This window comes from Chromobacterium violaceum ATCC 12472 (assembly GCF_000007705.1).
Taxonomy (GTDB): domain Bacteria; phylum Pseudomonadota; class Gammaproteobacteria; order Burkholderiales; family Chromobacteriaceae; genus Chromobacterium; species Chromobacterium violaceum.
The window spans coordinates 4,228,005-4,250,147 of sequence record NC_005085.1 but is presented as its reverse complement, the minus strand read 5'-3'; the positions used below and the strand labels follow the sequence as shown (position 1 = coordinate 4,250,147).

The 22,143-nt window shown below is 62.9% G+C and carries 13 protein-coding genes, 2 tRNA genes and 3 rRNA genes; 10 read left to right on the top strand and 8 right to left on the bottom strand.

The window, feature by feature from the left end; translation table 11 throughout:
• Positions 1–219 precede the first annotated feature (219 nt).
• The 5 genes from CV_RS19465 to rrf all read left to right on the top strand — a co-directional run bounded on the left by CV_RS19465 (position 220) and on the right by rrf (position 5,557).
• Positions 220–1,755 (top strand): 16S ribosomal RNA (locus CV_RS19465).
• A 182-nt stretch (positions 1,756–1,937) separates the two neighbouring features.
• Positions 1,938–2,014 (top strand) — tRNA-Ile (locus tag CV_RS19460).
• A gap of 86 nt (positions 2,015–2,100) precedes the next feature.
• Positions 2,101–2,176, top strand: a tRNA-Ala gene (locus CV_RS19455).
• Between the two features lie 253 nt (positions 2,177–2,429).
• Positions 2,430–5,318: ribosomal RNA gene (locus CV_RS19450) — 23S ribosomal RNA — on the top strand.
• Between the two features lie 124 nt (positions 5,319–5,442).
• Positions 5,443–5,557, top strand: a 5S ribosomal RNA gene (gene rrf, locus CV_RS19445).
• Together the 16S, 23S and 5S rRNA genes with 2 tRNA genes alongside form the textbook arrangement of a ribosomal RNA operon.
• A 101-nt stretch (positions 5,558–5,658) precedes the next feature.
• On the opposite strand, the gene CV_RS19440 is transcribed toward rrf, so the two are convergent.
• The 7 genes from CV_RS19440 to CV_RS19410 all read right to left on the bottom strand — a co-directional run bounded on the left by CV_RS19440 (position 5,659) and on the right by CV_RS19410 (position 15,209).
• Positions 5,659–5,979, bottom strand: coding sequence for a VOC family protein (locus tag CV_RS19440; protein ID WP_011137475.1), 321 nt, complete (start codon positions 5,977–5,979; stop codon positions 5,659–5,661).
• Between the two features lie 93 nt (positions 5,980–6,072).
• Positions 6,073–7,533 (bottom strand): NADP-dependent succinate-semialdehyde dehydrogenase, encoded by a 1,461-nt coding sequence (gabD, locus tag CV_RS19435; protein WP_011137474.1) that lies wholly within the window; start codon positions 7,531–7,533, stop codon positions 6,073–6,075.
• Positions 7,534–7,602: 69 nt separating this feature from the next.
• A complete protein-coding gene (gene gabT / locus CV_RS19430; protein ID WP_011137473.1) occupies positions 7,603–8,868 on the bottom strand; it encodes a 4-aminobutyrate--2-oxoglutarate transaminase in 1,266 nt (421 codons plus the stop codon).
• Between the two features lie 180 nt (positions 8,869–9,048).
• Complete coding sequence (locus CV_RS19425; RefSeq protein ID WP_011137472.1) at positions 9,049–10,383, bottom strand: TolC family outer membrane protein; 1,335 nt, start codon at positions 10,381–10,383, stop codon at positions 9,049–9,051.
• The gene (locus CV_RS19420) at positions 10,380–13,469 is read right to left on the bottom strand and encodes an efflux RND transporter permease subunit (protein WP_011137471.1); all 3,090 of its coding nucleotides are present in this window, start codon (positions 13,467–13,469) and stop codon (positions 10,380–10,382) included. Before CV_RS19420 ends, CV_RS19425 begins: the two co-directional genes overlap by 4 nt.
• A 10-nt stretch (positions 13,470–13,479) precedes the next feature.
• Positions 13,480–14,547 carry an efflux RND transporter periplasmic adaptor subunit gene (locus CV_RS19415; protein WP_011137470.1) on the bottom strand — a complete coding sequence of 356 codons (1,068 nt, stop codon included), beginning with the start codon at positions 14,545–14,547 and terminating at the stop codon, positions 13,480–13,482.
• Positions 14,544–15,209: a TetR/AcrR family transcriptional regulator gene (locus tag CV_RS19410; protein WP_043596769.1), complete on the bottom strand. Its 666-nt coding sequence runs from the start codon at positions 15,207–15,209 to the stop codon at positions 14,544–14,546. Before CV_RS19410 ends, CV_RS19415 begins: the two co-directional genes overlap by 4 nt.
• A 178-nt stretch (positions 15,210–15,387) precedes the next feature.
• Here CV_RS19410 and argB point away from each other — a divergent pair, with 178 nt between their 5' ends.
• Both argB and CV_RS19400 read left to right on the top strand, forming a co-directional pair.
• Complete coding sequence (gene argB / locus CV_RS19405; RefSeq protein ID WP_011137468.1) at positions 15,388–16,257, top strand: acetylglutamate kinase; 870 nt, start codon at positions 15,388–15,390, stop codon at positions 16,255–16,257.
• A gap of 98 nt (positions 16,258–16,355) precedes the next feature.
• Positions 16,356–16,790 carry a CBS domain-containing protein gene (locus CV_RS19400; RefSeq protein ID WP_011137467.1) on the top strand — a complete coding sequence of 145 codons (435 nt, stop codon included), beginning with the start codon at positions 16,356–16,358 and terminating at the stop codon, positions 16,788–16,790.
• A gap of 60 nt (positions 16,791–16,850) precedes the next feature.
• On the opposite strand, the gene CV_RS19395 is transcribed toward CV_RS19400, so the two are convergent.
• Positions 16,851–17,621 (bottom strand): IclR family transcriptional regulator, encoded by a 771-nt coding sequence (locus CV_RS19395; protein ID WP_011137466.1) that lies wholly within the window; start codon positions 17,619–17,621, stop codon positions 16,851–16,853.
• A 132-nt stretch (positions 17,622–17,753) separates the two neighbouring features.
• Between CV_RS19395 and CV_RS19390 the strand changes: the two genes are divergently transcribed.
• The 3 genes from CV_RS19390 (at position 17,754) to CV_RS19380 (ending at position 22,074) form a co-directional block, all read left to right on the top strand.
• Positions 17,754–18,941, top strand: a complete 1,188-nt coding sequence (locus CV_RS19390; protein ID WP_011137465.1) for an acyl-CoA dehydrogenase — start codon at positions 17,754–17,756, stop codon at positions 18,939–18,941.
• A gap of 220 nt (positions 18,942–19,161) precedes the next feature.
• Positions 19,162–20,352, top strand: a complete 1,191-nt coding sequence (locus tag CV_RS19385) for a CaiB/BaiF CoA transferase family protein (RefSeq protein WP_011137464.1) — start codon at positions 19,162–19,164, stop codon at positions 20,350–20,352.
• Positions 20,353–20,454: 102 nt separating this feature from the next.
• Positions 20,455–22,074, top strand: a complete 1,620-nt coding sequence (locus CV_RS19380; protein ID WP_011137463.1) for an electron transfer flavoprotein-ubiquinone oxidoreductase — start codon at positions 20,455–20,457, stop codon at positions 22,072–22,074.
• The last annotated feature ends 69 nt before the right edge of the window (positions 22,075–22,143 follow it).

The following is a 22,143-nucleotide window of genomic DNA, read 5'->3' as shown; positions in this document are numbered from 1 at the left end:
GGGTCGGGGCGTATAGTTCGCCTCCTCAGCTGACGCAGCGAACGAAACAGCGGAAACGAAACGGTTCCGCAGCGACGACGCAGCGACCGGCACTGCTCTTTAACAGAATGAATAACCGATAGGTGTAAGTGCTTGGCGAAAGCCGAATACTTGCACTGCAAGAGATAGGAAATACCAGTTATTTCTTTGAACTTGCGTGCCAGAAATTGCTAAGAGATTGAACTGAAGAGTTTGATCCTGGCTCAGATTGAACGCTGGCGGCATGCTTTACACATGCAAGTCGAACGGTAACAGGGTGCTTGCACCGCTGACGAGTGGCGAACGGGTGAGTAATGCGTCGGAATGTACCGTGTAATGGGGGATAGCTCGGCGAAAGCCGGATTAATACCGCATACGCCCTGAGGGGGAAAGCGGGGGATCGAAAGACCTCGCGTTATACGAGCAGCCGACGTCTGATTAGCTAGTTGGTGAGGTAAGAGCTCACCAAGGCGACGATCAGTAGCGGGTCTGAGAGGATGATCCGCCACACTGGGACTGAGACACGGCCCAGACTCCTACGGGAGGCAGCAGTGGGGAATTTTGGACAATGGGGGCAACCCTGATCCAGCCATGCCGCGTGTCTGAAGAAGGCCTTCGGGTTGTAAAGGACTTTTGTCAGGGAGGAAATCCCGCTGGTTAATACCCGGCGGGGATGACAGTACCTGAAGAATAAGCACCGGCTAACTACGTGCCAGCAGCCGCGGTAATACGTAGGGTGCGAGCGTTAATCGGAATTACTGGGCGTAAAGCGTGCGCAGGCGGTTGTGCAAGTCTGATGTGAAAGCCCCGGGCTTAACCTGGGAACGGCATTGGAGACTGCACAGCTAGAGTGCGTCAGAGGGGGGTAGAATTCCACGTGTAGCAGTGAAATGCGTAGAGATGTGGAGGAATACCGATGGCGAAGGCAGCCCCCTGGGATGACACTGACGCTCATGCACGAAAGCGTGGGGAGCAAACAGGATTAGATACCCTGGTAGTCCACGCCCTAAACGATGTCAACTAGCTGTTGGGGGTTTGAATCCTTGGTAGCGTAGCTAACGCGTGAAGTTGACCGCCTGGGGAGTACGGCCGCAAGGTTAAAACTCAAAGGAATTGACGGGGACCCGCACAAGCGGTGGATGATGTGGATTAATTCGATGCAACGCGAAAAACCTTACCTGCTCTTGACATGTACGGAACTTGCCAGAGATGGCTTGGTGCCCGAAAGGGAGCCGTAACACAGGTGCTGCATGGCTGTCGTCAGCTCGTGTCGTGAGATGTTGGGTTAAGTCCCGCAACGAGCGCAACCCTTGTCATTAGTTGCCATCATTCAGTTGGGCACTCTAATGAGACTGCCGGTGACAAACCGGAGGAAGGTGGGGATGACGTCAAGTCCTCATGGCCCTTATGAGCAGGGCTTCACACGTCATACAATGGTCGGTACAGAGGGTTGCCAAGCCGCGAGGTGGAGCTAATCTCAGAAAACCGATCGTAGTCCGGATCGCACTCTGCAACTCGAGTGCGTGAAGTCGGAATCGCTAGTAATCGCAGATCAGCATGCTGCGGTGAATACGTTCCCGGGTCTTGTACACACCGCCCGTCACACCATGGGAGTGAGTTTCACCAGAAGTGGGTAGGCTAACCGCAAGGAGGCCGCTTACCACGGTGGGATTCATGACTGGGGTGAAGTCGTAACAAGGTAGCCGTAGGGGAACCTGCGGCTGGATCACCTCCTTTCTAGAGACTGGCGATTGCCAAGTACTTACAGCCTATCGGTTATTCAAGTTAAGGGCATTTTCGATGAAAATCTGCGCAGCTCTGCGTTGAAAGCCTCCTCGTGTACTCGATGTACACGTCGTCAGCTTTCGCCTGGATCTGCTTGATTTTGATCGAAAAGGATGTGGTATCAAACGACTACTGGGTTTGTAGCTCAGCTGGTTAGAGCACTGTGTTGATAACGCAGGGGTCGTAGGTTCGAGTCCTACCAGACCCACCAGTATTTTTTGGGTCAGGCAAGGCGCGAAGAAGCGAAGTGTGCTCATGCACATGAGCGACTGAGCAACGCAGCATCACCCAAAAAGAGGGGGATTAGCTCAGTTGGGAGAGCACCTGCTTTGCAAGCAGGGGGTCGTCGGTTCGATCCCGTCATCCTCCACCATACGCCGCAAACAAAATCGAATTGAGAAGTTTGATTTTGTTTGCGTTGTAAAACGCCCGATCTTTAACAAACTGAAGAAGCCGAATATATAAGACGGCGAGATGAAAGCGTAGAGTTAACTCTTTACGCGGACAAATCGTCATCTTGGGTATTTGATTGTATCTAAGGCTGCGTCGCCATATCAAAAGGGGCGGTGCAGTCGTCGCACAAACACGCTCCGTCGTTTTGGTGATTTAGGTTACTGAAATGATAGGGTCAAGCGACTAAGTGCATCTGGTGGATGCCTTGGCGATCACAGGCGATGAAGGACGTGTAAGCCTGCGAAAAGCGCGGGGGAGCTGGCAATAGAGCTTTGATCCCGCGATGTCCGAATGGGGAAACCCCTCCGCAAGGAGATCCCTGACTGAATACATAGGTCAGTGGAGGCGAACCGAGTGAACTGAAACATCTAAGTAACTCGAGGAACAGAAATCAACCGAGATTCCGTAAGTAGTGGCGAGCGAACGCGGAACAGCCTGTACGTGTTATGGATTGTGTTAGTGGAAGGTTATGGAAAGGACCGCCATAGTGGGTGATAGCCCCGTACACGAAAACACATTCCAAGGACTAGGCGTACGAGAAGTAGGGCGGGACACGCGAAATCCTGTCTGAAGATGGGGGGACCATCCTCCAAGGCTAAATACTCGTGATCGACCGATAGTGAACCAGTACCGTGAGGGAAAGGCGAAAAGAACCCCGGGAGGGGAGTGAAATAGAACCTGAAACCGGATGCATACAAACAGTGGGAGCGGACTTGTTCCGTGACTGCGTACCTTTTGTATAATGGGTCAGCGACTTACGTTCAGTAGCAAGCTTAACCGAATAGGGGAGGCGTAGGGAAACCGAGTCCGAATAGGGCGTCTTAGTTGCTGGGCGTAGACCCGAAACCGAGTGATCTATCCATGGCCAGGATGAAGGTGCGGTAACACGCACTGGAGGTCCGAACCCACTAGTGTTGCAAAACTAGGGGATGAGCTGTGGATAGGGGTGAAAGGCTAAACAAACTCGGAGATAGCTGGTTCTCCCCGAAAACTATTTAGGTAGTGCCTCATGTATCACTTCCGGGGGTAAAGCACTGTTATGGCTAGGGGGTCATTGCGATTTACCAAACCATGGCAAACTCTGAATACCGGAAAGTGCGAGCATGGGAGACAGACGGTGGGTGCTAACGTCCATCGTCAAGAGGGAAACAACCCAGACCGCCAGCTAAGGTCCCAAATGATCAGTTAAGTGGTAAACGAAGTGGGAAGGCCTAGACAGCCAGGATGTTGGCTTAGAAGCAGCCATCATTTAAAGAAAGCGTAATAGCTCACTGGTCGAGTCGTCCTGCGCGGAAGATGTAACGGGGCTCAAACTGATAACCGAAGCTGCGGATGGGCACGTAAGTGTCCGTGGTAGGGGAGCGTTCTGTAGGTCTGTGAAGGTGTCTCGTAAGGGATGCTGGAGATATCAGAAGTGCGAATGCTGACATGAGTAGCGATAAAGCGGGTGAAAAGCCCGCTCGCCGAAAGCCCAAGGTTTCCTACGCAACGTTCATCGGCGTAGGGTGAGTCGGCCCCTAAGGCGAGGCTGAAAAGCGTAGTCGATGGGAAACGGGTTAAAATTCCCGTACTTTTGTGTAGTGCGATGTGGGGACGGAGAAGGTTAGGTCATCAGACTGTTGGAATAGTCTGTTTAAGCCGGTAGGCGTGAGGGGTAGGCAAATCCGCCCTTCTTTAACGCCGAGACGTGATGACGAGGGTCTACGGACCTGAAGTGACTGATACCACGCTTCCAGGAAAAGCCACTAAGCTTCAGCTACACAAGAACCGTACCGCAAACCGACACAGGTGGGCAGGATGAGAATTCTAAGGCGCTTGAGAGAACTCAGGAGAAGGAACTCGGCAAATTGATACCGTAACTTCGGGAGAAGGTATGCCTCTTAGAGTGTAGGACTTCGCGTTCGAAGCTTTGAGAGGTCGCAGAGAATCGGTGGCTGCGACTGTTTAACAAAAACACAGCACTGTGCCAACACGAAAGTGGACGTATACGGTGTGACGCCTGCCCGGTGCCGGAAGGTTAAGTGATGGGGTGCAAGCTCTTGATCGAAGCCCCGGTAAACGGCGGCCGTAACTATAACGGTCCTAAGGTAGCGAAATTCCTTGTCGGGTAAGTTCCGACCCGCACGAATGGCGTAACGATGGCCACACTGTCTCCTCCTGAGACTCAGCGAAGTTGAAGTGTTTGTGAAGATGCAATCTCCCCGCTGCTAGACGGAAAGACCCCGTGAACCTTTACTGTAGCTTTGCATTGGACTTTGAACAGACTTGTGTAGGATAGGTGGGAGGCTTTGAAGCCAGGACGCTAGTTCTGGTGGAGCCGTCCTTGAAATACCACCCTGGTGTGTTTGAGGTTCTAACCTTGGTCCGTGATCCGGATTGGGGACAGTGCATGGTAGGCAGTTTGACTGGGGCGGTCTCCTCCCAAAGTGTAACGGAGGAGTTCGAAGGTTACCTAGGTACGGTCGGAAATCGTGCTGATAGTGCAATGGCAAAAGGTAGCTTAACTGCGAGACCGACAAGTCGAGCAGGTGCGAAAGCAGGACATAGTGATCCGGTGGTTCTGAATGGAAGGGCCATCGCTCAACGGATAAAAGGTACTCCGGGGATAACAGGCTGATACCGCCCAAGAGTTCACATCGACGGCGGTGTTTGGCACCTCGATGTCGGCTCATCACATCCTGGGGCTGTAGCCGGTCCCAAGGGTATGGCTGTTCGCCATTTAAAGTGGTACGTGAGCTGGGTTCAAAACGTCGTGAGACAGTTTGGTCCCTATCTGCAGTGGGCGTTGGAAGTTTGACGGGGGCTGCTCCTAGTACGAGAGGACCGGAGTGGACGCACCTCTGGTGTACCGGTTGTGACGCCAGTCGCATTGCCGGGTAGCTAAGTGCGGAAGAGATAACCGCTGAAAGCATCTAAGCGGGAAACTTGCCTGAAGATGAGACTTCCCTGGAGGCTTGACCTCCCTGAAGAGTCGTTCGAGACCAGGACGTTGATAGGTCGGGTGTGGAAGCGCTGTGAGGCGTGAAGCTAACCGATACTAATTGCTCGTGAGGCTTGATCCTATCATTTGAGTGGCTTGGAGAATCCGAGTTGCGAAGATAGCGTGTGTGCGACACGATCAGATACCGAATATTCAGAATCAGAGCGATGCTCTGGTTCAGGCTTCTTGAGTTTGACCAGTTTATGTCTGGTGGCCATAGCGAGGTGGTCCCACGCCTTCCCATCCCGAACAGGACCGTGAAACGCCTTAGCGCCGATGATAGTGTGGCATTCGCCATGTGAAAGTAGGACACCGCCAGACGCCCATACGACAAAGCCCAGCTCAGACGAGCTGGGCTTTGCGCATTCCGGCGCAGGACATTGCGCCGCGCCAATCCTGCCCCGACCGGACCCCGGCGGGGCTTAGTTATTTTTATCGTACTGCATCAGTTCGACCGGAGCGCCGTTGACTTCGATGAAGGCGACGGTGAGGCCCGGGCTGGGGCTGTTGGGGGCGATCAGCAGCTTGTGTCCTTCCAGGGCTTGCGCCAGATCTTCGACCTCGAAGGCGATGTGCGGCACCCGTTTGACCAGTTCCGGATAGGGCGCGTCCTGCCAGTAGCGCTGCCACTGGATGCCGAAGGCGTTGTCCTGATGATCGCTGACTGTCATCTTCAGGTGCGGCAGGTCGATTTCATTGTCGAAGCGTCCGCTGGTCGGTATGCCGATATGGTTGTATTTCATCTTCTAATCCTTGGTGACGGCGACGGGCGTAAAAAATCCCCGCTGTTTCGACAGCGGGGAGGGGGGAGAAATCCTGTTGATCGAGGATGCGGCTCAGCGATCCAGCCCGCCCAGCAGCACGTATTTGATTTCCAGATAGTCCTCGATGCCGTACTTTGAGCCCTCGCGGCCCAGGCCGGATTGCTTGACGCCGCCGAACGGCGCCGCCTCGTTGGACAGCAGGCCGCTATTGACTGCCACCATGCCGTACTCCAGGCCTTCGGCGACGCGGAAGATGCGGCCGACATCGCGGGCGTAGAAATAGCTGGCCAGGCCGAACTCGGTGTCGTTGGCCAGGCGGATCGCTTCTTCCTCGGTCTTGAAGCGGAACAGCGGCGCCAGCGGGCCGAAGGTCTCTTCGCGCGCCACCTTCATGTCGCGGGTGACGTCGGCGATCAGCGTCGGCTCGAAGAAGGTGTGGCCCAGCGCGTGGCGCTTGCCGCCGGCGATCAGTCGGCCGCCTTTGGCCAGCGCGTCGGCGATGTGCTCTTCCACCTTGGCCACCGCGTTGTGGTCGATCAGCGGCCCCTGGCTGACGCCGGCCTCCAGGCCGTTGCCCACCTTCAGGGTGGCGACGGCGGCGGCGAATTTCTCGGCGAAGGCGTCGTAGACGCCGTCCTGCACGTAGATGCGGTTGGCGCAGACGCAGGTCTGGCCGGCGTTGCGGTACTTGGAGATCAGCGCGCCTTCCACCGCGGCGTCCAGATCGGCGTCGTCGAACACGATGAAGGGCGCGTTGCCGCCAAGCTCCATCGATACCTTTTTCACCGTGCCGGCGCATTGGGCGATCAGCTTGCGGCCGACTTCGGTGGAGCCGGTGAAGGAGAATTTCTTCACCGTGTCGCTGCCGGTCAGCACCGCGCCGATTTCGCTGGAGCCGCCAGTGATCACCGAAAACACGCCGGCCGGGATGCCGGCGCGCTCGGCCAGCTCGGCCAGCGCCAGCGCCGATAGCGGGGTCTGGCTGGCCGGGCGGACCACCATGGTGCAGCCGGCGGCCAGCGCCGGCGCGGCCTTGCGCGTGATCATCGCGCTGGGGAAGTTCCACGGCGTGATGGCGGCGGTGACGCCTATCGGCTCCTTGGTCACCAGCACGCGGCGGTCGCCGGCGGGACCGGGCACGATGTCGCCGTAAACCCGCTTGGCCTCCTCGGCGTACCACTCGATGTAGCTGGCGCCGTAGGCGATCTCGCCCTTGGCTTCGGCCAGCGGTTTGCCTTGCTCGGAGGTCAGGATTATCGCCAGGTCTTGCTGGTGGGCGATGATCAGGTCGAACCAGCGGCGCAGGATGGCGGCGCGCTCCTTGGCGCTCTTGGCTTTCCAGGCTGGGAAGGCGCGGGCGGCGGCGGCCACCGCGCGTTCGGCTTCGGCGGCGCCCATCTTGGGCACTTGGCCGATTTTCTCGCCGGTGGCCGGGTTGTGGACCGCGATGTGCTGGCCGCCGTCGGCATCCAGCCATTCGCCGCCCAGATAGCATTGCTGGCGCAGCAGCGAGGGGTCTTGCAGATTCAACATGTCGGGCATTCCTTGAGCAAAAGAGCGGACGCGCCGTCTTGCGCGGCCGCTCGCATTGGCGTGTGTCGATCAGGCCTTGAGCGCCGCTTCCAGCTTGCCGAGCGCCTCGGCGAAGATCTCGTCTTCGATGGTCAGCGGGAACAGGAAGCGCACCACGTTGGCGTAGATGCCGCAGGTGAGCAGGATCAGGCCGTTGGCCAGCGCGTGCTGCTGCACTTTCTTGGCGAAGTCCGGATCCGGCTGATGGCTGCCGGGTTGATTGAATTCGACGGCGATCATCGCGCCCAGGCCGCGCACTTCGGCGATCTGCGGCACCGCGGATTTGAGGCCGTTCAGTTTTTCCTTCAGCGCGTCGCCCAGGCGCTGGGCGCGCTCGGCCAGCTTCTCGCTGTCGATGACATCCAGCACCGCGTGAGCGGCGGCCAGCGCCAGCGGGTTGCCGGCGTAGGTGCCGCCCAGGCCGCCCGGCGCAGGCGCGTCCATCACTTCGGCGCGGCCGGTGACGGCGGACAGCGGGAAGCCGCCGGCCAGCGACTTGGCCATGGTGATCAGGTCAGGCACCGCGTCGAAATGCTCGCTGGCCAGCAGCTTGCCGGTGCGGGCGAAGCCCGACTGCACCTCGTCGGCGATCAGCAGGATGCCGTGGCGGTCGCACAGTTCGCGCAGCGCCTTCACCCATTCGGCCGGCGCGGCGTAGAAACCGCCTTCGCCCTGCACCGGCTCGTAGATGATGGCGGCGACGCGGGCCGGGTCGATGTCGAACTTGAACAGTTTTTCCAGGCCGACCAGCGAATCCTGCACCGACACGCCGTGCAGCGTGTTCGGATACGGGGCGTGGTAGACGTCGGAAGGGAAGGGACCGAAACCGAGCTTGTACGGCGCCACTTTGCCGGTCAGCGCCATGCCCATCAGCGTGCGGCCGTGGAAGGCGCCGCCGAAGGCGATGACGCCGGGGCGGCCGGTGGCGGCGCGGGCGATCTTCACCGCGTTTTCCACCGCCTCGGCGCCGGTGGTGAAGAAGGCGGTCTTCTTGGCGTGCTTGCCCGGGGCCAGCGCGTTCAGTTTTTCCGCCAGGCTGATGTAGGACTCGTACGGCACCACCTGGTAGCAGGTGTGGCTGAAGCGGGACAGCTGCTCGGCCACCGCGGCTTCCACTTTCGGATGCAGGTGGCCGGTGTTGAGCACGCCGATGCCGCCGGCGAAGTCGATGTAGCGCCGGCCCTCGGTATCCCACACTTCCGCGTTCTTGGCGCGGTCGGCGAAGAAACTGCACATCACGCCGACGCCGCGCGGGGTGGCGTCGGATTTGCGTTGCATCAGTTGCTGCTGGCTCATGGAAGTCTCCTCGGGGCCGGGCGATCGTGGCGCCGCCGCGGCGGGTCGATATGGCGCCGGGATGGATGGCGCGTCAGCGGATCATTCTATGAGGGTGTTTAGCAAAAAGCCACAGATGCATTAAAAAATTAAACGCCTGTGGCGGATGCGGCACAGGCGTTTTGTCGGGGCGGCCCGGGCTCAGCGCATGATCAGCTGATTGACCTCGGCCAGCGCATCCGGCTGCAACTGGCCGGCGGCCTGGGCCAGCGCCAGGCGCGCGGTCAGATAGCTGTACTTGGCATTGGCCAGCGTGGTCAGCGCGGTGTAGTAGGCCTGTTCGGCCTGCAGCAGGTCGATGCTGGTGCGGATGCCCACTTCCTTGCCCAGGCGGGTGGATTCCACCTTGCTCTTGGCCGAGACCAGCAGTTGTTGCTGCGCGCGCACCAGGGCGGCGCCGTTGGTCACGCCGAGAAAGGCCTTGCGCACGTCTTCCTTCACCTGACGGCGGCTGGATTCGAGCTGGTCGCGCGCGGCTTCTTCCTGCGCCGTCGCCTCGCGCACCTGGGAGTTGATGCCGCCGCCGGCGAACAGCGGCAGGCTGACGGTGACGCCGACATTGCTGCCGCGCGTGTGCGGGTAGCTGCCGCTCTGGTTGCTGATATTGTCGGCGTAGCCGGCGTTCAGGGTGACGGTGGGCAGGTGGTTGCCCTTTTTCTCGATCACGGTCTGGCGCGCCAGCTCCAGGTTCTGCTGCGCGCTCTTGATCTTCAGGCTGTTGCGCTGCGCCATGTCGATCCAGGCGTCCAGGCCGGCCGGCTTGGGCGGAAGCAGCGGCAGCTGGTCGCGCACGGTCTGGATGCCGGACGGCTCCAGGCCGGTCAGGCGCTTCAGATTGTTTTCGGCCAGTTCCAGATTGTTGGCGTCGCTGATTTCCTGCGCCACTGCGCCGTCGTAGCCGGCCTGCGCCTCATGGGTGTCGGTAATGGTGGCGGTGCCGACCTCGAACGCGGTCCTGGCCTGCTCCAGCAGGTTCTGGTAGGTCTTCTTGCTGGCGCGGGTGGCGGCCAGCGTGTCGCGGGCGCGTAGCACGTCGAAGTAGGCCTGGGCGATGTCCAGGATCAGTTGCTGCTCGGCGGCGTCGAAGGTGGTGTCTGCCAGCTCGGTGCCTATCTTGCCCTTCTGGTAGCCGGTGTACTTGCCGGCGTCGAACAGCGGCTGCTGCAGGCCGACGTTGTAGCCGTGGGTCTCATAGGGCTTGTTGGCGACGAGGTTGCCGGAGGCGCCGATGCCCTGCGACGGCTGCAACGGATTATTGTAGGCGTAATTGCCGGTGACGCTGACCTGCGGCAGCAACTGGCTGCGGCCCTGCACCGCTTTTTCCTGGCCGGCCTCGCGCTGGGCGCGGGCGGCGGCGAAATCGGCGTTGTAGTCGCGGGCGGCCTGCCAGGCGCCGACCAGGTCGAAGGCCTGGGCGGGCAGCGCGGCGCCGAACATCAGCAGGGCGGCGATGAGGGGGAGGCGGTGGTTCTTCATTTGTGCTCTTGTTCTTGCGGTTGGGCGGAGAGCCGCTGTTCATTGCGTCCGACGCGGAACCATTGGGCGTACAGCGCCGGCAGGAACAGCAGGGTCAGCACGGTGGCGACCAGCAGCCCTCCCATGATGGCGACCGCCATCGGACCCCAGAACGTACTGCGGGTCAATGGAATCATTGCCAGAATGGCGGCCAATGCTGTCAGCATTATGGGCCTAAAGCGGCGCACGGTGGAACCGACGATGGCTTCGAAGCGGTCTATGCCTTCGCGGATGTCGTGCTCGATCTGGTCCACCAGGATCACCGAATTGCGCATGATCATGCCGGACAGCGCGATCACGCCCAGCATCGCGACGAAGCCGAAAGGCGCGCGGAACAAGATCAGCGTCAGGGTGACGCCTATCATGCCCAGCGGTGCGGTCAGCACCACCATCAGCGTGCGCTGGAAGCTCTGCAACTGCAGCATCAGGAGTGTCAGAACTACAACAATCATCAGCGGCGCGACTGCGGCGATCGCCTTTTGCGACTTGCCGCTGGACTCCAGCGTGCCGCCGACCTCGATGTGGTAGCCCAGCGGCAGCGTGCGCTCCAGCGCCTGCATCTGCGGCCACAGCTGGCCGGACACGTCGGCGCCCTGCACGCCGTCCACCACGTCGGCGCTGACGGTGATCGCCGGCAGGCGGTTGCGGCGCCAGATGATGCCTTCCTCCGGCTCGTAGCGGATATGGCCGATCTGCGACACCGGCACGAAGCGGCCGCTGCCGGTCTGCACCATCAGATTGCCGAGGCCGGCGACGTTCTTCTGCTCGCCCGGATTGAGACGGGCGACGATGGCGATGCTCTGGTCACCCTCGCGGTAGGCGCTGACCGCGGAGCCGGAGATCAGCATCTGCAGCTGTTGCGACAGTTGCTGCGAGCTCAGCCCCAGCGCGCTGGCCTTGTCCTGGTCGATGTCTATCCGCAGCGCCTTGACCTGCTCGCCCCAGTTCTGATTGACGTGCAGCGTAGACGGCTGCTTGCGCACCAGCGCCTCCACCTGGTCGGCGATCTTGCGCACCTGGTCGTGGTCCGGACCCATCACGCGGAACTGCACCGGGTAGCCGACCGGTGGACCGTTCTCCAGCCGGGTGACGCGGCCGCGCACCAGCGGGAAATCGTTGTCGAAGATTTTCTCCAGCCGCTTCTTCACGTCCTCGCGCACGTGCTCGTCGCGGGTCATTACCATCAATTGCGCGTAGTTGACGTGCTGCTGCTGCTGGTCCAGCGGCAGGTAGAAGCGCGGGCTGCCGCTGCCGACGTAGCTGGTGACGCTGACCACATTGGCGTCGGCGCGGACCTGCTTTTCCATCTTCTCCACCTGTTCCAGCGTGGCGTGGTAGCTGGCGCCGCGCGGCAGCCACATGTCCACCATCAGCTCCGGCCGATTGGACGAGGGGAAGAACTGCTGGGCGACGAACAGCTTGAACGCCAGCAGCGACAGGATGAAGGCGCCCAGCGTGACGGCGATCACCGTCTTGCGGTAATCCAGGCACCAGGCCACCAGCGCGCGGAAGCGGCGGTAGAACGGCTTCTGGTAGACGTCGTGCTGCTCGCCGTGATGCGGGTGGGCCGGCAGCAGCTTGTAGCCCAGGTAGGGCGTGAACACCACGGCGACGATCCATGACAGCACCAGCGCGATGCCGACCACGGCGAACAGGCTGAACACGTACTCGCCGGCCATGGACTTGGCCAGGCCCACCGGCAGGAAGGTGGCGGCGGTGATCAGCGTGCCGGTCAGCATCGGGAAGGCGGTGCTGGTGTAGGCGTAGGTGGCGGCCTGGAATTTGTTCCAGCCCTGTTCCAGCTTCAGCGCCATCATTTCCACCGCGATGATGGCGTCGTCCACCAGCAGGCCCAGCGCGATGATCAGCGAGCCCAGCGAGATGCGCTGCAGGTCGATATTGAAGAAGTACATGGCGAGGAAGGTCATCGCCAGCACCAGCGGGATGGACAGCGCCACCACCACGCCGGTGCGCAGGCCCAGGCTGAAGAAGCTGACCGCGAGCACGATCACCACTGCCTCCACCAGCGAGCGCATGAATTCGCCCACCGCGTCGTGCACCACCTTGGGCTGGTCGGACACCGCGTGGATTTCCACGCCCAACGGCAGCTTGCCCTTGATGCGGGCGATGGCCTGGTCCAGGTTGGCGCCCAGCTTCAGCACGTCGCCGCCGCCCTTCATGCTGATGGACAAGGCCAGCACCGGCTTGCCGTTGAAGCGCACGCTGGTGGCCGGCGGGTCGATGTAGCCGCGCGATACGGCGGCGATGTCGCCCAGCTTGAAGGTGCGTCCGCCCACGCTGACCGGCGTCGCGGCGACGGCCGCCACCGAGTCGTACTTGCCGGTGGGGCGCACCCAGATGCGGTCGCTGGCGGTTTCGAAGGTGCCGGCCGGCGTCATCGCGTTCTGCTGCTGCAGCGCCTGCCAGATGGCGCGGCTGTCGAGTCCCAGGCTGGCGAGCTTGGCGCTGGACAGATCGACGTAGATGCGCTGCTCCTGCTTGCCCAGCATCTGCACTTTCGCCACATCCGGCACGCGCAGCAGCTCCTTCTTGGCCGCTTCCGCATACTGGCGCAGCTCCTCGTAACCGAAGCCGTCGCCGCTGAAGGCGTAGATGTTGCCGAAGGTGTCGCCGAACTCGTCGTTGAAGAACGGCCCCTGCACGCCGGACGGCAGCGTGTAGGCGATGTCGCCCAGCTTCTTGCGCACCTGGTACCACAGCTGCGGCACATTCTTGGGCGGCACGTCCTCGCGCAGCGACACCACCATCAAGCTTTCGCCCGGCTTGGTGTAGCTCTGCACGTAGTCGATCTCGCCCATCTCCTGCAGCTTCTCTTCCAGCTTGTCGGTGACCTGGCGCTCCATTTCCAGCGTGCTGGCGCCGGGCCAGTTGGCCTGCACCAGCATCGCCTTGAAGGTGAATTCCGGGTCTTCCTTCTGGCCCAGCTGGGTATAGGCCCAGGCGCCGGCCAGCATCAGCATGATCATCAGGTAGCGCACCAGCGCCTGATGGCCCAGCGCCCACTCGGACAGATTCAGTTTCTTCATCGGCGCGTCCTCACTGATTCAGCAACTTGACGCGCTGGCCTTCGCGCAGCAGGTGCACGCCGGCGGTGACGATCTTGTCGCCCGGCCGGACGCCCGCGGCGATGACGGCGCCGTTGCTGTCTATCGACGCCACATGCACCGGCTTGCGGCTGACGCGCAGGGTCTGGCCGTCTATCGTCCACACGTATTGCTTGCCCTGCAGGTCCAGCAGCGCGGTCAGCGGCAGCTTGAGCTCGCCGCTGGCGCGGGCGGGCAGGGTGGCGGTGGCGGTCATGCCCAACTGCAGCGCATGGCTGTCGCCGGCCAGCGCGATGCGCGCCGGATAGGTGCGGGTGGCCGGATCGGCGTCGGCGGCCAGCTCGCGCAGCCTGCCCTCCAGCGGCGCGCCGCCCTTCCACAGCGTCACGCTGAAGGCGCCCGCCTTGCGCACCGCCTCCAGCGCGTTTTCCGGCACCTGGATGGCGATCTCGCGCGCGCCGTCCTGCGACAGCCGCGCCACCGGCTGGCCGGCGGCCACCACCAGGCCGGGCTCGGCCTGCATCTGGCTGACCACGCCGTCGGCGTCGGCCGTCAGCGTCGCGTAGCCGGTCTGGTTGCGGCTGGCGGACAGCGCGGCGCGCGCCTGGTTGACCTTGGCCTGGGCGGCGTTGACGCCGTTCTGCTGCGCGTCTACCTGGGCCTGGCTGATGAACTGTTTGGCCAGCAGCTCGCGGTAGCGCTTCAGGTTGAGCTGCTGCTGGGCGAGGTCGGACTCGGCCGCGGCCAGCTGCGCCTGCTTGGCGGCCAGGTCCAGCTGGTAGTCGCTGGGGTCCAGCCGCGCCAGGGCCTGGCCCTTTTTCACGCGCTCGCCGCTGTTGACCAGCTTGGCCACCACCTTGCCGGCGACGCGGAAGGCGAGCTGGGTTTCGTGCCGGGCGCGGATCTCGCCGGCGTAGCTGTCGCCGCCGATTTCGGCGTTGCCGCCGGCCACTACGTAGCGTACCGGGCGGATGTCTTCCGGCGCGGCGGTCTTGTCCTGACAGGCGGAAAGGCCCAGCGCGGCGATGAGCGCGAGGCTGAGGGGAAGCGGATGTTTCATGTGCGGGCGTCCTGGGGCGCGGGCTGTTGCATGCCTTGCAGCGTCAGCCGCAGAGAGGTCTTGAGGAATTCGAGCGGGTTGTCCTTGAGGGTGTCGCAACAGCCGGGCACCAGGGCGAAGGAGTGGCTGAGTATCATCGTCATCATCATCGGCGCGGTCACCGCGTCGATCGCGTAATCGAGGTGGACCGGGCGGAACTCGCCGCTGTCCATGCCGCGCTGGATGATGTGGCCCAGCAACTGGCGCGCCGGCAGGATGGCTTCCTCGTAGTAGAAGCGCGCCAGGTCCGGGAAGTTGGTGGCCTCGGCCGCCATCAGCTTGCACAGGCCTGCGGAGCGGGTGGAGCCGATGTAGGTCCACCAGTCGTCCAGCGCCAGGAACAGCAGCTCGCTGCTGCCGACGCCGTGCAACTGGGCCAGCTGGGCGCTCATCGCGTGCACGCGGGCGACGATGGTTTCCCGCACCACGGCCTTGAAGATTTCTTCCTTGTTCTGGAAGTACAGATAGGGCGTGCCCTTGGTAACGCCGGCGGCGCGGGCGATGTCTTCCATCTTGGTGGCGAGATAGCCTTTCTCGACGAACAGCGTCAGCGCTGCGTCGAGGATCTCGCTGGGCCTGGCGTCCTTCTTGCGCTGCCAGCGGCTGCTGCCGGTCTCTCCCATTGCGGTCTTTCTGAATGGCTGTTCAGTAATGTCGGCACTGTAGGCCTTCAGGCCAGGATCAGGCAATTAATAAATAACAGTTCAGTAATTGATGTGATTAAAATGCAACACCGTAATCCGAAATCGCCGGCCTGCCGTCATGGCTGGCAAAAGCGATCCGCCAGCAAGGAGAAATGAAGTGGCAACAGACGCAGCCGAAAAGGCGAACATCCTGGCCGAGGCCTTGCCGTACATCCGCGAATTCGCGGGCAAGACCATCGTGATCAAGTACGGCGGCAACGCGATGACCGACGACGCGCTGAAAGAGGGCTTCGCCAAGGACGTGGTGTTGCTGAAGCTGGTGGGGATGAACCCGGTGGTGGTGCATGGCGGCGGCCCGCAAATCAACGACCTGCTGGCGCGCGTCGGCAAGCAGGGCGAGTTTATCCAGGGCATGCGCGTCACCGACGCCGAGACCATGGAAGTGGTGGAAATGGTGCTGGGCGGCCTGGTGAACAAGGAGATCGTGTCGCTGATCAACAAGCACGGCGGCAAGGCGGTGGGCCTGACCGGCAAGGACGGCCATTTCATCCGCGCCCGCAAGCTGTTCCTCAAGACCGACGGCGACGAGGACGTCGATATCGGGCAGGTCGGCGAGATCGAGGCCATCGATCCGGCGCTGGTGTCGCTGCTGGACAGCCAGGATTTCATCCCGGTGGTGGCGCCGATCGGCGTCGGCGTGGATGGCGAAGCCTACAACATCAACGCCGACCTGGTGGCCGGCAAGCTGGCCGAGACGCTGCGGGCGGAAAAGCTGGTGCTGATGACCAATACCCCGGGCGTGCTGGACAAGCAGGGCCAGCTGCTGACCGGACTGACCGCGCAGCGCATCGACGAGCTGTTCGCCGACGGCACCATCTCCGGCGGCATGCTGCCCAAGATCAGCTCCGCGCTGGACGCCGCCAGGAACGGCGTCAACTCGGTCCACGTCATCGACGGCCGGGTCAAGCACGCGTTGCTGCTGGAAATCCTGACCGCGGCCGGCGTCGGCACCATGATCCGCGCCTGAGCCGGGACCGTCCGGCGGACGTGGAGCCGCGGGCGGCGGTGGGCTATAGTGATGTCATGCCGCGCGCCTTGGCGCCGCGGGTCACAAGGGGAGGCAGCATGCAGACCGTGAGACAACTTCTGGACAGCAAGCCCACTCGGGCGCTGGTGTACGTGACGCCGGACAGCACCGTGTTCCAGGCGCTGCAGGTGATGGCGGAAAACGACATCGGCGCGGTGCTGGTGATGGAGTCCGGCGACATCGTCGGCATTTTCTCCGAACGCGACTACGCCCGCCGCATCGTATTGCAGGGCCGCACCTCGGCCGGGACCAAGGTGCGCGACATCATGACCAGCCGGGTGGTGTACGTGACGCCGCAGCAGACGCTGGACGAATGCATGGGGCTGATGACCGAGAAACGCATCCGCCACCTGCCGGTGATGGAGGATCAGACCGTGCTCGGCATCCTGTCCATCGGCGACCTGGTGCGGGCGACGATAGAAGAGCAGGAGCAGGTGATCAACCATCTGGTTCATTACATCCAGTCGGCCTGACTCCACATTAAGCAGTTCCGCCAACGGCCCGCCTTGCGCGGGCCGTCGTCGTTGGCGCGCTCAGCCCGGCGTCGGCGCGATGCGCTGGCGCAGCGCCTTCAGCGCCGGCGCCACGCGTTCGCGCATCGCCGCCTCGTCGAAGGCGAAGGCCGGCCCGCTGGCGTTGAGCGCCATCGCCGGCTGGCCGGGCAAGAGCGCCGGCAGGTGGATGCCCACCGCCATCACGTCGGGCTCGTATTCGCCGAAGGACGCGGTGTAGCCATGGACGCCGTAGTCGGCCGAGGCGCGCAGCAGCCGGTCGCGCAGCGCCGGCCAGTCGCCGCCGTAGCGTTCGGCCAACAGCGGCAGCAGCGCGTCGCGCTCGGCTTGCGGCAGGCCGGCGAAATAGGCGCGGCCGATGGCGGTGGTGGCCAGCGGCACCCGCGAGCCGGTGGACAGCTGCACCGACACCCGCGCCTGGCTGCGGCAGGTTTCCAGATACACCATGTCGCTGCCGTCGCGCAGCGCCAGGCTGACCGACACATTGTTGGCCAGCGCGAACTCGCGCATCAGCGGCGCCGCCGCCGCCCGCGCGTCGTAGCCGGCCAGCGCCGCCGCGCCCAGCGCCAGCAGCGCCAGCCCCAGCCGGTACTGGCCGTTTTCCCCTTCCTGTTGCAGATAGCCGAGCCGGGTCAAGGTATAGCTCAGCCGCGACACCGTGGACTTGGGCAGCCCGGTGCGGCGCGCCAGTTCCTGGTTGGACAGCGCGCCCTCGCCGGGGCGGAACGCCGCCAGCACTTCCAGGCCGCGCGCCAGCGCGGTGACGAACTGGCGGTCTTCTTGCTGTTGCATCTTGTTCCCCATTGCGACAAAGAAATTGCCGCATGACAGGTAAATCGCTTTACAAGCGCGCGGCAGAGTGTTTAGTCTATTCTGCATGGTGAAATCTAATTCCGCAATGCGGAACTAAGAGGGAGAAGGCAGATGGCAGCATCCACGCAGCGCGCCCCGTTCGCTTGGGAAGATCCCCTGCTGTTGCAGGACCGCTTGACCGATGACGAGCGGCTGGTGCAGCAGAGCGCGCACGAGTATTGCCAGGAGCGGCTGCTGCCGCGGGTGCTGATGGCCAACCGCGAAGAGCGCTTCGACCGCGAGATCATCAGCGAGATGGGTGAGCTGGGCTTCCTCGGCTGCACCATAGAAGGCTACGGCTGCGCCGGGCTGTCCCACGTCGCCTACGGCCTGGTGGCGCGCGAAGTGGAGCGGGTGGATTCAGGCTACCGCTCGGCGATGAGCGTGCAGTCGTCCTTGGTGATGCACCCGATCTGGGCCTACGGCTCCGACGCGCAGAAGGACAAGTATCTGCCCAGGCTCGCCAGCGGCGAATGGCTGGGCTGCTTCGGCCTGACCGAGCCGGACTCCGGCTCCGACCCCGCCAGCATGAAGACCCGAGCCCGCAAGGTCGACGGCGGTTACCTGCTGTCCGGCAGCAAGATGTGGATCACCAACAGCCCGGCCGCCGACGTGTTCGTGGTCTGGGCCAAGGATGACGACGACGAGATCCGCGGCTTCATCCTGGAAAAAGGCATGAAGGGTCTGTCCGCGCCGGCGATACACGGCAAGTTTTCCTTGCGCGCGTCCATCACCGGCGAAATCGTGATGGACGACGTGCTGGTGTCGGAAGACCAGCTGCTGCCAGGCGTCAAGGGCCTGAAGGGACCGTTCGGCTGCCTGAACAAGGCGCGCTACGGCATCGCCTGGGGCGCGATGGGCGCCGCCGAGTTCTGCTGGCACGCCGCCCGCCAGTACACGCTGGACCGCGAGCAGTTCGGCCGCCCGCTCGCCGCCAACCAGTTGATCCAGCTGAAGCTGGCCAATATGCAGACTGAAATCGCGCTGGGCCTTTCCGCCGCGCTGCAGGTGGGCAGGCTGATGGACGAGGGCCGCGCCGCGCCGGAGATGATTTCGCTGATCAAGCGCAACAACTGCGGCAAGGCGCTGGACATCGCCCGCGTCGCCCGCGACATGCACGGCGGCAACGGCATCTGCGACGAATTCCATGTGATCCGCCACGTGATGAATCTGGAGGCGGTCAACACTTACGAGGGCACGCACGACGTGCACGCCCTGATTCTGGGCCGAGCCCAGACCGGTATTCAGGCATTTGCCTGATAAGCCGGCGCGGCCGGAGGGCCGGCCGCGCCGTTGATTCCTGTCTGTCCTTTGTTGGCCCGGCTTGCCGGGCCACTTTTTTTGCCGGAGCGCAGGGCGGGCCGGATAAGGGGACAGTGTCCGGAATATCAGCGATTGCTACACTGGAAGCGCTCGTATTGCGGGATGTGTCGCGAACGGGCGGCATCATCGACAATCCGGAGCGAAGGAGGAAGGCGCGATGGCAGGAGCGTTGTCGGGTATCAAGGTGGTGGACCTGAGCCGGGTGCTGGCCGGGCCGTGGGCCAGCCAGTTGCTGGCGGATCTGGGCGCGGAGGTGATCAAGATAGAGAAGCCGGGCAGCGGGGACGACACCCGGCAGTGGGCGCCGCCCAGCCTGCCGGACGGCAGGGCCGCCTATTTCCTGTGCACCAACCGCGGCAAGCGCTCGCTGACGGTGGACATCGCCCAGCCGGCCGGCCAGGAGATCGTGCGCAAGCTGGTCGCCGACGCCGATGTGGTGCTGGAGAACTACAAGGTGGGCGGCTTGAGGAAGTACGGGCTGGATTACGACAGCCTGAAGGCCGTCAACCCCAGGCTGGTGTATTGCTCGATCACCGGTTTCGGCCAGACCGGCCCCTACGCCAGCCTGGCCGGCTACGACTACATCGTGCAGGGCATGTCCGGCCTGATGAGCATCACCGGCCCGGCCGACGGCGAGCCGCACAAGGTGGGCGTGGCGGTATCCGACCTGTTCACCGGCCTCTACGCCGCCAACGCGGTGCAGGCGGCGCTGATCGCCCGCGAGCGCACCGGCGCCGGCCAGCACATCGACATGGCGCTGTTCGACTGCTCGCTGGCGATGCTGGCCAATGTCGCCTCCAACTGGCTGGTCGGGCATAATGTGCCGCCGCGGCTGGGCAACGCCCACGCCAACATCGTGCCCTACCAGGTGTTCGCCGCCTCCGACGGCCACTTCATCCTGGCCTGCGGCAACGACAAGCAGTTCGCCGAGGTGTGCCGTCTGGTCGGCCAGGCGCAATGGGCGCGCGATCCGCGCTACGCGACCAATCCGCAGCGCGTCGCCCACCGCGTGCAGTTGGTGCCGCTGCTGGCGCAGGCTTTCCGCCACCACGGCCGCGACTACTGGCTGTCGGCGCTGGACAAGGCCGGCGTGCCCTGCGGGCCGATCAACAATGTGGCCGAGGCATTCGCCGATCCGCAGGCGCAGGCGCGGCAGATGCAGCTGGACATGCGGGACGACGCCGGGCGGCAAGTGCCGCTGGTAGGGTGTCCGATCAAACTTTCCGGCACGCCGGTCGAGTACAATCTAGCCCCTCCCGAGCTGGGAGAACATACTGAGCAGATCTTGCGCGCGTTGGGTTACGTGGATTCGGACATTGTCGCATTGCGCAACAATGGCACCGTTTAAACGCTTGTTTGATTTTGACGACGTGACATCTTCATAGCATGATGTCCGGAAAATCAAACCCGTCCCAGCGGGCGCAAAGGAGAAACGGTGCAACGCGAATACATGGAATACGACGTGGTGATCGTCGGCGGCGGTCCTTCCGGCCTGTCCGCGGCGATCCGTTTGAAACAGCTGGCGGCCGAGCAGGGCCGCGACATCAGCGTGTGCCTGCTGGAGAAGGGCTCAGAGATCGGCGCCCACATCCTGTCCGGCGCGGTGATCGAAACCGGCGCGCTGGCCGAGTTGCTGCCCAACTGGAAAGAGCTGGACGCGCCGCTGAACACGCCGGCGCTGTCCGACCGCTTCCTCTATCTGACCGAGACCGAGTCCATCCAGCTGCCCACCCCGCCGCAGATGCACAACCAGGGCAACTACATCGTCAGCCTGGGCAACTTCTGCCGCTGGCTGGCGCAGCAGGCCGAGAACCTGGGCGTGGAGATCTACCCGGGCTTCGCCGCCGCCGAGGTGCTGTACCACGCGGACGGCTCGGTCAAGGGCGTGGCCACCGGCAATGTCGGCACCGGCAAGAACGGCGACCAGGAAGGCGAGCCGGGCATGGAGCTGTGGGCGAAGCAGACCATCTTCGCCGAAGGCTGTAGGGGCTCGCTGACCAAGGGGCTGCTGTCGCGCTTCCGCCTGACCGACGGCTCGGATCCGCAGACCTTCGGCATCGGCATCAAGGAATTGTGGGAAGTGAAGCCGGAAAACCACCAGCCCGGCCACATCACCCACACCGTGGGTTGGCCGATGGACACCGCCACCTACGGCGGTTCCTTCCTTTACCACCTGGAAGACAATCTGGTGGCTGTCGGCTTCGTGGTCGGCCTGGATTATAAAAATCCCTATCTGTCGCCGTTCGAGGAGTTCCAGCGCTTCAAGACCCATCCGGCGATCAAGAAGACCTTCGAAGGCGGCCGCCGCGTGTCCTACGGCGCGCGCGCGCTGGCCGAGGGCGGCCTGCAAAGCCTGCCCAAGCTGACCTTCCCCGGCGGCGTGCTGGTCGGCGACACCGCCGGCTTCCTCAACGTGCCCAAGATCAAGGGCACCCATACCGCGATGAAGTCGGCCATGCTGGCGGCGGAGGCGGTGTTCGAGCTGCTGGGCGACGACGCGCAGGCGCAGGGCGGCGAGGCCAAGTCCTACTCGGCCAAGTTCCAGCAGAGCTGGGTACGCGACGAGCTGCACAAGGTGCGCAATATCCGCCCATCGTTCCGCTGGGGCCTGTGGCCGGCGATGATCTACTCGGCCATCGACACCTTCCTGTTCCGCGGCCGCGCGCCGTGGACGCTGCATCACCAGCACGCCGACAACGAGGCGCTGCGTCCTGCCTACGAATTCAGCCCCATCGCCTATCCCAAGCCGGACGGGGTGCTGACCTTCGACCGCCTGTCGTCGGTGTTCATTTCCAACGCCAACCATAGCGAAGACCAGCCGGCCCATCTGAAGCTGAAGGACGCGTCGGTGCCGATCGCAGTCAACCTGGCCAAGTACGACGCCCCCGAGCAGCGCTACTGCCCGGCCGGCGTCTACGAGATCGTCGGCCAGGACGAAGGCGCGCCGCGGCTGCAGATCAACGCGCAGAACTGCGTGCACTGCAAGACCTGCGACATCAAGGATCCGACCCAGAACATCAACTGGGTGACGCCGGAAGGCGGCGGCGGGCCGAATTATCCCAACATGTGATCGAACGGCGCATGCCGCGCGAGGCCGGGTTTCCTGTCGGAAATCCGGTCTTTTTTCTTGATGGCGGCC